This is a genomic window from Bdellovibrio sp. ZFWA1, assembly GCF_056175665.1.
Map to the genome: position 1 here is coordinate 320,979 of NZ_JBJKJH010000001.1, position 13,110 is coordinate 334,088.

Below are 13,110 nucleotides of genomic sequence, written 5' to 3' on the forward strand. Positions count from 1 at the left end.
TTTTAAGTGACCGAGGCTCTGCAAAATCTGAAATCTCTAATCCCAGCTGATCAAATTAAAACGGACGAAGAATCACTCAAATATTACGGCAAAGACTGGACGACTTATTTCGATATCAAAGCCAGCGCTATTGTATTCCCAAGAACCACCGAGGAAGTTCAGAAGCTAGTTTTATGGGCTCGTAAAAATAAAATAGGCCTGGTTCCTTCGGGAGGTCGTACGGGTCTTTCTGGAGCTGCCTGTGCACTTAACGGCGAAGTCGTTGTTTCGTTCGAACAAATGAATAAAGTGCTGCAATTCAACGATATTGACCAAACTGTCTTAGTCGAAGCCGGCATGATTACGGAGGCTCTTCAAGAATTCGCCAAACAAAATGGGTTATATTATCCTGTAGACTTTGCAGCACGAGGCTCTTCTCAGATCGGCGGCAACATCGCAACCAATGCGGGTGGCATCAAAGTGGTGCGTTACGGTCTCACACGTGATTGGGTTGTTGGCTTAAAAGTTGTAACAGGCGCTGGTGAAATTTTGGAACTTAACAACGGCCTAGTTAAAAATGCCACTGGGTACGATTTGCGCCATCTTTTCATTGGCTCTGAGGGCACCTTGGGTTTTATCACCGAATGCCTTATTAAGCTGGCTCCACCACCACCTCCGTTGAAAGTTTTAGTTTTAGGCATCGATGCCCTTTCATCGGTCATGAAAGTATTTGCAGCATTTAAAAAGTCGCAATCCAAACTTGTAGCCTTTGAAATGTTCTCGGATAAAGCCTTAAAGCATGTATTGCATTCTACGGGTTTGGCGGCCCCTCTAGGCACCGAAACTCCGTTCTATGTCGTGGCAGAAGTCGAATGCCCTTCCGACAACGACGAGGCCGAGTTGTTACAAGTTTTTGAAAAATGCATGGAAGAAGGCTGGGTTTTAGACGGAGTCATCAGCTCGTCGGAACAACAGGCAAAAACTTTTTGGCGCTATCGCGAGGACATTAGCGAAAGCCTTTCTAAACACAGTCCCTATAAAAATGATATTTCCGTCGCAATTTCAAAAGTTCCCGCTTTGATGCAAGATCTTGATCAGGTACTAAGTCAGGCCTATCCAAGCTGGGAAGTCGTTTGGTTTGGTCACATTGGCGACGGAAATTTGCATATCAACATATTACGCCCTTCAGGAATGACCAAAGAAGAGTTCGTAAAAGAATGTCGTAAAGTCGATGAACTTGTTTTTGCCTCCATTCAAAAGCAAAAAGGCAGCATCAGCGCCGAACATGGAGTAGGTCTAACTAAAAAACCATTCCTACATTTCACGCGCTCAAACGCAGAGATTTCATTAATGAAAGGTATCAAGCAAGTCTTTGACCCGGACCAGATAATGAACCCAGGCAAAGTGCTATAAATAACTCTAAATTTGTTGAAAGCTCGAATTTTATAAGGCTTACTTGAAAGAGTCATTTCAAGGAGGCCACATGGAAAAAGTTTGGTTAAGATCTTACGAACCCGGAGTTCCCGCAGAGATCAATTTAGATCCGTACCACTCGTTGGCAGATATTTTAGAGGAAAGCTTTCAGCGATATGCTGCAAAGCCCGCTTTCACTAACTTTGGAAAATCCTTAAGTTACTCTGAAGTCGACGTATTAAGTCGTCGCTTTGCAACTTACCTGACTCATCACTGCCAACTAAAAAAAGGCGATGCTGTCGCAATCATGTCACCGAACACCTTGCAATACCCGATCGCTCTTTATGGCATTCTGCGTGCTGGCTTAACAGTTGTTAACGTCAACCCTCTTTATACAGCTCGGGAACTTGAACATCAATTAAAAGACTCTGGCGCTAAGGCCATTATTATTTTCGAAAATGCGGCTCATCTTCTTGAAAAGGTCCGCGCCCAAACCTCTATCAAACATGTCTTAGTCACTCAAATCGGTGACATGCTGGGCTTCCCTAAAAAACAACTTTTGAATTTTGTCATACGCAACGTGAAAAAAATGACGCCTGCTTGGAATATTCCAGATGCTATTTGGTTCACTTCTGTTCTTAACAAAGAGCATGGTCCATTTCAAAAAGCGTCAGTCCAACGTGACGATATCGCTTTTCTTCAATACACTGGTGGAACCACTGGGGTTTCAAAGGGCGCCGTTCTTACGCACGCGAATATTCTATCAAATATGGTACAAGCTCGCGAGTGGGTGAAGAATCACGCAACTCGCGGAGAAGAAATTATTATTACGGCGCTTCCTCTTTACCATATCTTCTCTTTGACTGCGAACGCCTTTTGCTACTTCTATTTAGGGGCTAATAATATCCTGATTACCAATCCTAAAGATATTCCGGCTTTCGTTAAGGAGTTAAAAAAATGGAAGTTCACTGCATTCACTGGCGTCAATACACTTTTTAATGCGCTATTGAATCACCCAGATTTTTCACAGTGCGATTTTTCTCGACTGAAAATTTCATTAGGCGGCGGTATGGCCGTACAAAAAGCAGTTGCTGAGCGCTGGAAGCAAGTGACTTCATGCCCTTTGATTGAAGCTTATGGCCTCACTGAAACAAGCCCAGCAGCTTGTATTAACCCTGCGCATAGCCAGGACTACAACAGCTTCATTGGTCTTCCGATTTCATCAACCGAAGTCGCAATCAAAGACGATCAAGAAAACAATTTGCCTTTTATGGAAACGGGCGAGGTTTGCATTAAAGGTCCACAAGTCATGAGAGGCTATTGGCAAAGACCCGATGAAACAGCTTTGGTTTTCACAAAAGACGGTTACTTCAAGACCGGCGACATCGGATACATGACCCCAGAAGGCTATGTCAAATTAGTGGATCGCAAAAAAGATATGATCCTTGTTTCTGGATTTAACGTATATCCAAATGAAATTGAAGATGTCCTGGCACTTCATCCCGGAGTTTTCGAAGCTGCAGCTATCGGAGTCCCCGATGCTGTGTCTGGAGAAATCGTAAAGGTATTTATCGTCAAGAAAGACTCCAGCCTGACCGCTGAAGAAATCATACGTCACTGCAGACAAAATCTAACTGGGTACAAAGTTCCCAAGTTGGTAGAATTCCGTGAGAGCCTACCAAAAACAAATGTCGGAAAAATTCTGCGCCGCGAATTAAGAGGATAAAAAGAAAGAGGCCCTAGTGGCCTCTTTCTTTTTTTATAAATTCGATGATCTCTTCGGTCATCTCTTTGGCCACGGGGCTCACCGAGCGCACCATAATATGATGTGGAACTCCCTCAGGATATATTTTCACCTGACTGTCTCGAAAATTCTTTACCATTTGTAAGCTACTATCGACACGAAGGACTCGATCCCCATTTGATAAAAACAATTTCAGTTTTGACCAAATTGTAAATGGATTGCGCCTTTGCTGCTCCATTTGTTCTTTACCCAACTCGAAAACTTGATTGGCTGCGGTCAACGGAATCACCTGCAGGTAATTTCGCGGCTCCAACAACAGAGCCTTCAAATCGGGGTGCTTGCTCAATTGATAGGCGGGCTTTAAAGGGATTCCCGCAGGGATATTTCCAACACTCGATCCGATCAAACGCAAATATCCAGAATCAGGATCATAAAAGGGCGAAATAAGTACGACAGAAAACTTAGATGAAATGGCAGAGTGTTCATACAAAAAGCGATGAATCAACAAACCACCCGTAGAAAATCCCACAAGATGAATTTTTTGGTAGCAATTGGCAAGCCTCAATAATCGAGCTTCCATCCACGCATACCATTGTTCACGGTGATATTTATTTGCAATATAAGCCGACGCCCCGAAACCTAGTATCAAATCACTAAAAACATCCAGATCGATATTCGATGCACCTTTCGCAATAAATCGCATCTCGGCCGGAGATCCCATAAAACCATGCAAAGTATAGACAGCTTCCTTATGACCCCCTTGCTTGGCTAGAAAAACCTTAGGAAAATTCTGCGACTCGAACTTGAGCTCGGGATCCATAGATCGATACTGCTGCCGCAACTCCCGACTAGACTGCTGCCATTCACTTTTGATTTGATTGGCGCATTCTTCAGCGGATGCCCCGCTACCAATAGCAATTAAACCTAGGACAGTGATAAAAAATAAATTATTAACTTTCACGACCCCTCCCGGCCCTCAAAAAAGTCAACCTAGTAAACCATTCGAGTTCGAATAGAACGCGATAGCTTTTGAATGTCCGCTGAAAGTTGCGCCGCCTGCTCTTTCCCAAAGTGAACATCCATAACTAGATAACCGATTTGACTATCCGTTGAAAGATACTGAGCTTCAATATTCGCCCCAGCTTTTGAAATAATACTATTCACTTCCCCTAAGACGCCGGGCTCGTTGCGATGAACATTTAGAATACGCGAAGTTCCCTGTTTGACTGGAAGGTCTACATTCGGAAAATTCACAGCGCCAGAACTGGATCCAATTTTTAAATAACGTCGGAAACTTTCTGCGACTTCAATTCCAATAGAGTACTGAGCCTCTTCCGTGCTACCACCAATATGCGGAGTCAAAATGACATTTGAAATTCCCTGTAACGGTGACACAAATTTATCTTTGTTAGAGGACGGCTCTACAGGGAATACATCGATTGCACAACCTGCCAGATGTTCGTTTTTCAATGACTGTACTAAATCTTCGATGACAACAACTGTGCCTCGGGAAAGATTCAATAGATAAGCTCCCTTCTTCATCGTAGAAAGCTCTTTTGAAGTTATCATGTTCATCGTCTGAGGAGTCTCAGGCACATGCAAAGTCACAAAATCAGAGTTCGCAAGTAATTCATTCAACGATGCCGCCGCTTGAGCATTTCCCAAAGGAAGCTTTTTAATCACGTCAAAGAATAAAACTTTCATCCCCATCGCTTCAGCCAAAATACTGACTTGCGATCCGATATGACCATAACCAATGATCCCCACGGTCTTGCCACGAACTTCTTTCGAGCCCACTGCAGACTTCATCCACTCTCCGCGATGAGCCATACTACTACGATCCCCAAGCTGCCGTGATAAGGCCACCATCTCGGAAATAACGAGTTCCGCAACAGAGCGAGTGTTCGAGTGAGGAGCATTAAAAACAGGAACTCCCACTTTTCGAGCCGACGCCAGGTCCACTTGATTTGTGCCGATGCAAAAGCATCCAATCGCCATTAGTTGAGGATGGGCCTTCAGAATATTTTCAGTAATTTCACTTTTAGAGCGAATGCCCAGCACTTGATATTTACCCAGTAGACTAATGAACTCGGCCTCTGAAGGAGCATGAGAAATCAAATCTACTTTGAAACCTTCTTCTTCAAGACGTTGCTTTGCGACAGGATGAATATTTTCGGTCAATAGAATATTAAGTGTTTCCATAGACCAAGCTTACATCGTCAAGGCAAGGGACTCAATCGACCGTTTGAAAGCTTGTACTTTTGCCCCGGCGCGAAAGGACTTTGAAAGCCTTTTTTCTGATAAAAAAGCTGTTCAAGTAAGTAAACCCCCGCTTCTGGAGCGGTATCCGGTATCGCGTGCTCGGCCTCAGCTACAAAAACTAAAGAACCGCGTGCCTGGGAAGACACCATTTCAAAAGCTTTTAACTGATCTTGAAAAACTTCTTTGTCCTCTTGAGCCAATAAGAAATGAACACAACCCCGACAAATATTTGCGAACGAATACTGCCTAAGATCAAAGTATCTGGTGGCCCGAACCAAATGAAAAACGGCCTCTTGATGAACCTCTGGCATATCTTTCAATACATCAGGAACTCGATCAGGAACAATTCTTTGTTTTAGATATGATTTGTAAATCGAGTTGTAGGCGTACTCATAAAATGAAGGTCCCAAGAATGGGCCCCACCAAAGCTTGATCAATTCTAAGTTATTATAAAGCCATTGTCCCTGGGGATTGTATCGATCCAGGGGCAAAACCATTGGAGCCATAAATATAAGTTGCTCTACCCTGCTTGGTTCTTGAGTCGCCCATTCTGCAGCGACAGCAGCACCAAAAGAAAGACCGACAACGTGAAACTTTTGTTGTGAAAGTCCCATCTTCGCTAAGATCTGAGTTAGTTCTGCTGCCAACTGCTTGGTCGTCAATCCCGTTTTGAAAAAGAGTGGCTCTCCTTTTCGATTTTTTTCTTCGCGCAAAGACAAGTACTGCCCGCGAATGTAATAATTAAAAACGCCAAATCCTTTTTTTACGAGCTCATTTCTGACAGGATTCCAGCGCTCGATGTCATAAACTAAGCCATTTATTAAAATAAAGGTAGGCTTCCCCTGAGTTGCGGGCGTGTACTCGACATAATGAGGCACACCATCAGCCAATTCCACATATCCCTTTTGGCTCTGTAATGGATTGCCCCATTGAACTGCGAAGCCTTTTGATCCTACAATAAGAATTGAAGTAAACAAAAATAGACTGACTTGATGTCGAACCGTTTTAGACATTGTGATCAAAGCGAAGCTACCCATAACACCTTCCCAACTTTTGGTTTTTATACCGACAAGGCTTTGGGCTTTTCAAGCTGCGTTCGCCGACACAATGCCGAAACAGGGATTAATTGTAAAAAATTAAAGGAAAAAAGCATTTTATGACAGAAAATAGAGCTTTTAATCTACTCATTATCGACGACGACCCAATCATTCACCACTCATTAAAACTACTGCTTCCAAAACACTGGAGAGCCTACAGCATCCAAAACATCGACCTTTTACATTTCGATCGTTTTTACCATGCGGCCTTTGTGGACATGCATCTACGCCCCCCTACAGCGCACACCGAAGCCGAAGGCCCAAAAATCATTCAAAAGATTCTACAGCGACACCCCAACACTGAAGTTGTCGCAATTTCAGGAGATCTAAGTCGAGACCTCATGGAAAAGTGCCTTAAGGTAGGTGCTCAGCGATTTCTTCCAAAGCCTTTTATCGAGGAAGAGATCATCATGGCTCTTCAGAAAATCGAAGCGCTTTGGGAGTTAAGATCTCAAACCAACAACGCGGGAGCGAATGCGTCTCCATGGATTGGTGATGGACTGGAGTCACAAAAAATTAAACGCCGAATTGCCCAGCTTCGCGGCGAAAGTTCGGCAATTCTAATTCAAGGTGAAACCGGCTCAGGGAAAGAAATCGTCGCTCGAGCTCTGAATCATCAAGAAGGGCCGCGCCCTTTTATCGCCGTCAATATGGCATCACTGCCCGAAAATATTTTCGAAAGCGAAATGTTCGGACATGTAAAAGGGGCTTTCACTGGCGCCGATTCCAATAAAATCGGGCTTATCGAAGCGGCCTCTGGCGGTGATCTTTTCCTAGATGAAATCGAGGCGCTTCCATTGACTCAGCAAGCAAAACTCTTGCGCTTTTTAGAATCCAAAGAAATTCGTCGAGTCGGAGGAAAAGAAAACATCGAAGTACAAGTTCGAATAATCAGCGCCAGCAATCGTTCCTTAAAAGAGATGGTCGCCGCTGGTGAGTTTCGCGAAGATCTCTATTTTCGACTCTGTTCACAGCTGATCGAACTTCCTCCTCTGCGCGAGCGTACAGATGATATTGCGGAACTTGCTCGATATTTCTTGTCGCACGTTAAACCTCGCCGCAACAAACAGTTCACAGAGGACGCTTACGAGGTGCTAAAAAAGTACTCGTGGCCGGGAAACACTCGCGAACTGAAACGAGTTTGCGAACAACTTAGTTTGGTAAGTCCCTTGCCATTGATCCGAGACGAGGATGTTAGCAAGTGGATCTTTCCCGAATTAAATTCTAATCCCCCGGCACAGCCGAATAAAGCATCTGCGTCTGAAAAAATGGCTGTCAACAAAGATATTTCAGTCGGACTGCATCAACTTATAGCGAATTTCGAGGCAGAACTTATTCGCGAGTGCATTAATGAGCACAAAGATATTGAAAAAGCGGCTCAACTTCTTAAGATTTCACGGTCGAGTCTTTACAAAAAGATCAAGGATCACAACATAGATATCGACGAATAAAAATTTGAATACCATGGATTTTAATAAGGAGCTTCCTGAATGAATTTGATTCCACTGCCCGTTCCAATTCCTACAGCATGGAACAGTCATATCTACCAACAAACTGTGATGATCGTCCTCAGTTTGATATTTATCGGTGGCGCAATCACATTCTTTTTTCGAACCCGCAACTATTACTTCGTTACCGCATGGGCCAGCATTAAAAGCTGGCTCATTGCCGCTCCGGTGTTACTTGTCCTATTAGGAACACCGGACCCTTGGCCTATGCTAGTACTGTCGATTCTTGCTATCATGGGAGCAAAAATATTTTTTCAGATCATGGGAATGTTTCATCGCAGTTACTTTGTGATGACATGTTACGCTGGGATTGTTGGCCTGTTTTTGTGTGCTTGGTATGGCCGCACAGATTTGTACAATTTGATGCCGATGATCGTTCTAGCCACCAGCTGCCTGATTCCTCTTATCCGCAACTCGTACAAACGCATGATTCAGTATATCTCCATCACTCAATTGGCTTTTATTTTCCTTGGGTGGTCTTTCATGCACCTGTGTCTTATTTTGCGTTTTGAAAAAGGTGTCTATCAAGTCTTGTATCTGATCGTACTCACAGAATTCTGTGATAATACCAACATCGCCATCAGTCGCTACGTAAAAGGAATGCGCTTGTTTAGTGGTATCAACTCAAAACGAAATTTGGGAAGCACAGCCCTTTCCATTTTTCTAACCTTGTGCCTGGCCGGAGCAATGCGCTTTACGCTTCCTGACCAGTCTGAAATCTATTGGCTGACCGCAGGAATTGTTGCAGCTCTTGGAGGCATGATCGGTGATCTTGTCATGACGGTCGTCCGTCGCGACGCCGGAGTTAAAATTGTGGGACCTTTTATTATTGGCCGTTCAGACATCCTTCACCGCATGGATCGCCTGATTTTTGTTGCGCCAATTTACTATTACGTTATGAAGATTTTAGGCTAAGGTATGAAAGACTGGACTTACGAAAATAAGCAGTGGACTCAGCTACCAACTTATTTAAAGCACCTGCCATTATTCACGCGACATATCGACATGACCAGCATGGTTATTCGATTTTTATGGTCTATTTTCCTGCAAGATATTGTTTTCCGTTTTTACATTCGTCTTCAAGTTAAAGGTGAAAACCTGCATAGCATTTATAAAAACTATCCTCGACTGCTTTTAATTAGCAATCATGCCAGCCATCTTGATGCTACATCGATAGCAGCCGCGATCCCAAGAAAGTACTGGCTGAGTTTGTATATCGCGGCAGCAAAAGACTATTTTTTCACCAATCCACTGTTTACATTTTTTTCGCAGCACTGCTTGGGCGCAATCCCCATCGACCGAAAGGATCGCAAGGGCGAGGCGATCAATCTGATTTTAAAACTTCTTACCGACCTTCCAAGCATTTGGCTCATTTTATTTCCTGAAGGTACACGTTCGAAGGATGGAAAGATCAACGATTTCAAAAGAGGCGTCAGTATCTTTTCGGAACGCACTCAAACGCCTATTTTATTTTTATACCTAGAAGGCAACGCCGAGCTGTGGCCGAAGGGGCAATTTTTTGCAAAACCTGGTAAACTAGTCATACATGTGGGCCCCGTGCACCCGCCGGCTCCCATCGATACGGTCTATGCCGCTTACAAAACATGGGTCCGAAAAATCAACCCCGAGGCCGCATTCAATGAAAAAGCTGAAGGCAAAGGATAGTTTATGAATATTCAAAAGCGAAATTTAAAAATTGGTCCTTATGAGGTTTGCCCCATCCCGACTGGAATATTTGGCTTAGATGGCGGAGCCATGTTCGGAACAGTGCCCAAAGTTTTATGGAGTAAATCCAATCCACCCGACGAAATGAACCGGATTCCCATGGAAGCCCGTGCCCTACTGCTGAAGTCCCCGGGATGTAATATTTTAATCGACACAGGGAATGGTGGCGACTTTGTTCTAAAGTATGGCGAAAAACTGGGCCTTAAATTCAAAGAAATGTACAATATCGATGATTCAGGCCCTTCTTTGAAAAAATCTTTAGCGGCCCACGGCCTGGGCTTCGACGACATCCATCACGTTATTCTTACTCACTTGCACTTTGATCATGCCGGCGGAGCCACCACCCAACAGAACGGCCAAATCGTTCCTACTTTCAGTAAGGCACAATACTATGTTCAAAAGGCAAACCTAGAAACGGCTTCAAAGCCCAATCTCAGAGAGAAAGCGTCCTACTTCCCTGCGAATATTCAACCTCTGCTGCAAAGTCAAAAACTTAAAATCTTGGATGGCGATCAGGATGAAGTTCTACCTTTTATCAGCGTACGGGTCTCGAATGGCCACACTCAGGGACAGCAGATCGTTATAGTGAATGATAACAAGACTCAGCTTATGTACTGCGGTGATCTTATCCCCACCTCTTCCCATGTTCGTCTTCCCTGGCTGATGGGCTACGATTTGAACCCACTTCTTTTGATGGAAGAAAAACAAAAATTTTTAGGCCCAGCCGCCGATAATTCGTGGTATCTTTTCTTTGAGCACGATCCCTACTGTGACAGTGCCTTAGTAGAAAGAAATGGAAATGACTTTTCAGTTAAAGATCGCTTCAGCTTGGGAGCGAATTAAAGTCCTAGCGATAGACATAAAAAAGCAAATCCGTGACGGCGAACTGCAACTCGTCGCCGCCTCGTTGTCCTTTTCGACAGCGATCGCTTTGATCCCTTTTTTGGCTGTTGTCCTAGCCACTTTTCAATCAATTGGAAACCTTGAAGTCTTTTACCCAAAAGTCGAAAGCATGCTTTTAATGCATTTTAAAACAGCGGCGGGCTCTGAAGCGACAAAATGGATCCGGATTATTATTCGCAATGTTGGCGATGGCCGCATGGGCGTCACGGGAGCCATTGTTTTATTTATTACTTCACTACGCTTACTTCACGATATGGAAGTAGGAATTCATAGAGTTTGGAACCTTAAAAACCGCCGACCTCTTTACAAACGCATATTTGCTTATTGGATTTTTATTTTACTTTTACCATTTGGGTTAGCCGTCTATGTTGGCTTGGACTCTTTAGAGCAACTCAATTTTGCTCGACGATTAATACCTGCTTGGTTTATGAATGCAGGAATCCTTTATGGTTCCTTGTATGCTTTGTATAAATACGTTCCAGACATTCGAGTCAAAGACAAAGCCGCGATTGCCGCCGCCTTACTGGCCGGCACGGGGCTATGGATTGCGCAAATTTCTTTTAAATGGTTAGGGGTTCAAGTCTTCAACTACAATCGCATCTACGGGGCCCTAGGGGCGGTACCTTTACTGCTGATATGGATGCTAACTATGTGGAATATTCTTTTGGCAGGCGTTGCAATCTCGGCCAGTATCCAAAAACGCCATCTGCTTGAAAAAGAGCAAAACACTGAAGTCCTGTAACAAAAAAAGAGGAGTTATTAACTCCTCTTTTGCAACGAGCCCCAACAGGCATCTTCTATCTATAAAACCAAATCAACTTATTTAGTTAATTTAAAGCCATCGCATTCAAGTTTAATGCATTCACGCTCTCTTTAAACTTTGCTCCGGTGTAGTCAGACTTGGATCTGAATACTCTTTGAGCGGCCGCATGAGACTGAACTAAATCCTCAGAGATTAAAATACGACCATTAACCGTCGCACCCATCGCATCATTGTTATCTAAAACAATCGATGTCTGATTCTTCGTATCTAGCACAACATCTTGAATGCTCGAAAGATCACCGTTCTTCACCATGCGCTTAACAGTGACAACATCATCTTTATCAATTTTCACTTCTACTTTTTCATAAATACTAAATTCATTGCCCTCAACCGCAATCACTTTCAACTGAAAGAATTTAGCGTCGTCCTGGTGAGCCTTCATCATTTTCATATCTTTAGCAGCCAAGAAAGGTTCTGCAAAAATACCCAGAAAAGCCGCAGGTCCACCAAAATAAAGAACTTCAAAAGCCGTCTTACGAACTTTTTCAGCGATCGAACTTTCACCGCTAGCTTGAGCTAAAGGACCGCTAAGAGTAGCCAATACTAGAGTCATGGAAATAATCTTTTTCACGAGGCGTCTCCTTATTTAGTCAAACAATCAGAAACAAAAGCCGCTTTACGTTGTTCAAGTTCAGTTTTTTGCCGGGCGACCTCACGGTTCAAACCTTGCGCAACTTCAATTTCACCATTCATCGACCTAACCAACGCTGAGGTTTCAAGGCGACTGATTTCAGATTGCCTGTACAACATAGAATCCAATTGTCGCGAGCACTCAGTGCTCTGAGCAAAAGATGACGATGAAGCTAAAAGAACGGCTGCAGTCAAAAACATATTTTTCATAATTGATCCTTGTTTAACGTTGGTATTTCGGAACAGTTCCTCGGGATTGCCAGAACCGTACCAAAGCTCGTATATCGATAAAATGCTTCTGACTATAAACCAGCTGTCTATTTGCTTTTCTAGTGTGCCGTATTTGCGCTGGAGACAGAAACTCAAGCCACAGGAACTCCATTTTGTCCAAACTTTGGACGCTCAAATAATAAAATACAACCTGTTCCGTTTTTTACCGTGGACTTCAGTAAATGAGGTATATTCGCACAAACAATAAATCAGTCTTAACGAATATTCGCCTCCCCCTGAAGTTAGGCTCATGCTTAAAATATTTAAAGGAAGAGTTTATGAAAAAAGTATTTATGATCATGACAATGCTTATTAGCAGCTTCGCTCAAGCAAGATCGATGACTTGCACGGAAACATCAAAATCTGCTAAACAAAACGAATACGGTCGCACCCTTAAAATCGAAGTCTCAAAAGATCAAAAGACCATTAAAGTTAGTGCTAATGCCACCGCGGACTCTTCCGCGATAAACGAAGTCGTTGTGCGCGACGACTCGGACACCTCTAACGACGAAGACGGAAATTTAGATGAAAAATACAACCGGAAGTTAGAAGCCCGCTTTGTTGGCTCAGATGATCTGACATCAACCGATACTGGGACTTGTCTATTTGTGAGCAAAGACATCTTGGCTGGAAAGCCGGGAAAAATGCGCTTAAGTGGCGGTCAAGGCAATGAGTCCGACAACGGCCCAATGATTTTATGGTTCGAAAACGCTGTCCTAGATTGTAAATAAATAGAAGACAATAATACAAAAAAGG

Annotated in this window: 13 protein-coding genes; 8 read left to right on the forward strand and 5 right to left on the reverse strand. The window is 43.5% G+C overall.

Annotated elements, in window-relative coordinates; all coding sequences use genetic code 11:
* Window positions 1–6 precede the first annotated feature (6 nt).
* Window positions 7–1,392 (forward strand): FAD-binding oxidoreductase, encoded by a 1,386-nt coding sequence (locus tag AC04MN_RS01495; RefSeq protein ID WP_475381417.1) that lies wholly within the window; start codon window positions 7–9, stop codon window positions 1,390–1,392.
* Between the two features lie 70 nt (window positions 1,393–1,462).
* Window positions 1,463–3,118, forward strand: coding sequence for an AMP-binding protein (locus tag AC04MN_RS01500; RefSeq protein WP_475381418.1), 1,656 nt, complete (start codon window positions 1,463–1,465; stop codon window positions 3,116–3,118).
* A 13-nt stretch (window positions 3,119–3,131) separates the two neighbouring features.
* On the opposite strand, the gene AC04MN_RS01505 is transcribed toward AC04MN_RS01500, so the two are convergent.
* The 3 genes from AC04MN_RS01505 to AC04MN_RS01515 are packed head-to-tail and all read right to left on the reverse strand — an operon-like array spanning window position 3,132 to window position 6,435.
* Window positions 3,132–4,097 (reverse strand): alpha/beta hydrolase, encoded by a 966-nt coding sequence (locus AC04MN_RS01505; RefSeq protein ID WP_475381419.1) that lies wholly within the window; start codon window positions 4,095–4,097, stop codon window positions 3,132–3,134.
* Between the two features lie 29 nt (window positions 4,098–4,126).
* Window positions 4,127–5,338 (reverse strand): phosphoglycerate dehydrogenase, encoded by a 1,212-nt coding sequence (gene serA, locus AC04MN_RS01510; RefSeq protein WP_475381420.1) that lies wholly within the window; start codon window positions 5,336–5,338, stop codon window positions 4,127–4,129.
* 17 nt (window positions 5,339–5,355) lie between these two features.
* Window positions 5,356–6,435 carry an alpha/beta hydrolase gene (locus AC04MN_RS01515; RefSeq protein ID WP_475381421.1) on the reverse strand — a complete coding sequence of 360 codons (1,080 nt, stop codon included), beginning with the start codon at window positions 6,433–6,435 and terminating at the stop codon, window positions 5,356–5,358.
* A gap of 119 nt (window positions 6,436–6,554) precedes the next feature.
* On the opposite strand from AC04MN_RS01515, the gene AC04MN_RS01520 reads away from it, so the two are divergent.
* From AC04MN_RS01520 to AC04MN_RS01540, 5 genes are read left to right on the forward strand one after another with little or no spacing between them, the layout of a single operon-like run.
* The gene (locus AC04MN_RS01520; RefSeq protein ID WP_475381422.1) at window positions 6,555–7,946 is read left to right on the forward strand and encodes a sigma-54-dependent transcriptional regulator; all 1,392 of its coding nucleotides are present in this window, start codon (window positions 6,555–6,557) and stop codon (window positions 7,944–7,946) included.
* A 39-nt stretch (window positions 7,947–7,985) separates the two neighbouring features.
* On the forward strand, window positions 7,986–8,918 hold the full coding sequence (locus tag AC04MN_RS01525; RefSeq protein WP_475381423.1) for a phosphatidate cytidylyltransferase: 933 nt from the start codon (window positions 7,986–7,988) through the stop codon (window positions 8,916–8,918).
* Window positions 8,919–8,921: 3 nt separating this feature from the next.
* The gene (locus tag AC04MN_RS01530; protein WP_475381424.1) at window positions 8,922–9,668 is read left to right on the forward strand and encodes a lysophospholipid acyltransferase family protein; all 747 of its coding nucleotides are present in this window, start codon (window positions 8,922–8,924) and stop codon (window positions 9,666–9,668) included.
* 3 nt (window positions 9,669–9,671) lie between these two features.
* Window positions 9,672–10,571 carry an MBL fold metallo-hydrolase gene (locus AC04MN_RS01535; RefSeq protein WP_475381425.1) on the forward strand — a complete coding sequence of 300 codons (900 nt, stop codon included), beginning with the start codon at window positions 9,672–9,674 and terminating at the stop codon, window positions 10,569–10,571.
* A complete protein-coding gene (locus AC04MN_RS01540; RefSeq protein WP_475381426.1) occupies window positions 10,522–11,373 on the forward strand; it encodes a YihY/virulence factor BrkB family protein in 852 nt (283 codons plus the stop codon). Before AC04MN_RS01535 ends, AC04MN_RS01540 begins: the two co-directional genes overlap by 50 nt.
* Window positions 11,374–11,458: 85 nt before the next feature.
* Here the strand turns inward: AC04MN_RS01540 and AC04MN_RS01545 are convergent, their stop codons facing one another.
* Entirely contained in the window at window positions 11,459–12,025 is a 567-nt protein-coding gene (locus AC04MN_RS01545) for a hypothetical protein (protein ID WP_475381427.1), read from the reverse strand.
* Window positions 12,026–12,036: 11 nt separating this feature from the next.
* On the reverse strand, window positions 12,037–12,294 hold the full coding sequence (locus AC04MN_RS01550) for a hypothetical protein (protein WP_475381428.1): 258 nt from the start codon (window positions 12,292–12,294) through the stop codon (window positions 12,037–12,039).
* A gap of 338 nt (window positions 12,295–12,632) precedes the next feature.
* Between AC04MN_RS01550 and AC04MN_RS01555 the strand changes: the two genes are divergently transcribed.
* A complete protein-coding gene (locus AC04MN_RS01555) occupies window positions 12,633–13,085 on the forward strand; it encodes a hypothetical protein (protein WP_475381429.1) in 453 nt (150 codons plus the stop codon).
* Window positions 13,086–13,110 lie beyond the last annotated feature (25 nt).

Excerpts from the sequence above, each read along its gene's own strand:
- AC04MN_RS01500 (WP_475381418.1), top strand. The coding sequence starts at position 1,463 with ATGGAAAAAGTTTGGTTAAGATCTTACGAACCCGGAGTTCCCGCAGAG.
- serA (WP_475381420.1), bottom strand. The coding sequence starts at position 5,338 with ATGGAAACACTTAATATTCTATTGACCGAAAATATTCATCCTGTCGCA.
- AC04MN_RS01515 (WP_475381421.1), bottom strand. The coding sequence starts at position 6,435 with ATGGGTAGCTTCGCTTTGATCACAATGTCTAAAACGGTTCGACATCAA.
- AC04MN_RS01520 (WP_475381422.1), top strand. The coding sequence starts at position 6,555 with ATGACAGAAAATAGAGCTTTTAATCTACTCATTATCGACGACGACCCA.
- AC04MN_RS01525 (WP_475381423.1), top strand. The coding sequence starts at position 7,986 with ATGAATTTGATTCCACTGCCCGTTCCAATTCCTACAGCATGGAACAGT.
- AC04MN_RS01530 (WP_475381424.1), top strand. The coding sequence starts at position 8,922 with ATGAAAGACTGGACTTACGAAAATAAGCAGTGGACTCAGCTACCAACT.
- AC04MN_RS01535 (WP_475381425.1), top strand. The coding sequence starts at position 9,672 with ATGAATATTCAAAAGCGAAATTTAAAAATTGGTCCTTATGAGGTTTGC.
- AC04MN_RS01540 (WP_475381426.1), top strand. The coding sequence starts at position 10,522 with ATGGAAATGACTTTTCAGTTAAAGATCGCTTCAGCTTGGGAGCGAATT.
- AC04MN_RS01550 (WP_475381428.1), bottom strand. The coding sequence starts at position 12,294 with ATGAAAAATATGTTTTTGACTGCAGCCGTTCTTTTAGCTTCATCGTCA.
- AC04MN_RS01555 (WP_475381429.1), top strand. The coding sequence starts at position 12,633 with ATGAAAAAAGTATTTATGATCATGACAATGCTTATTAGCAGCTTCGCT.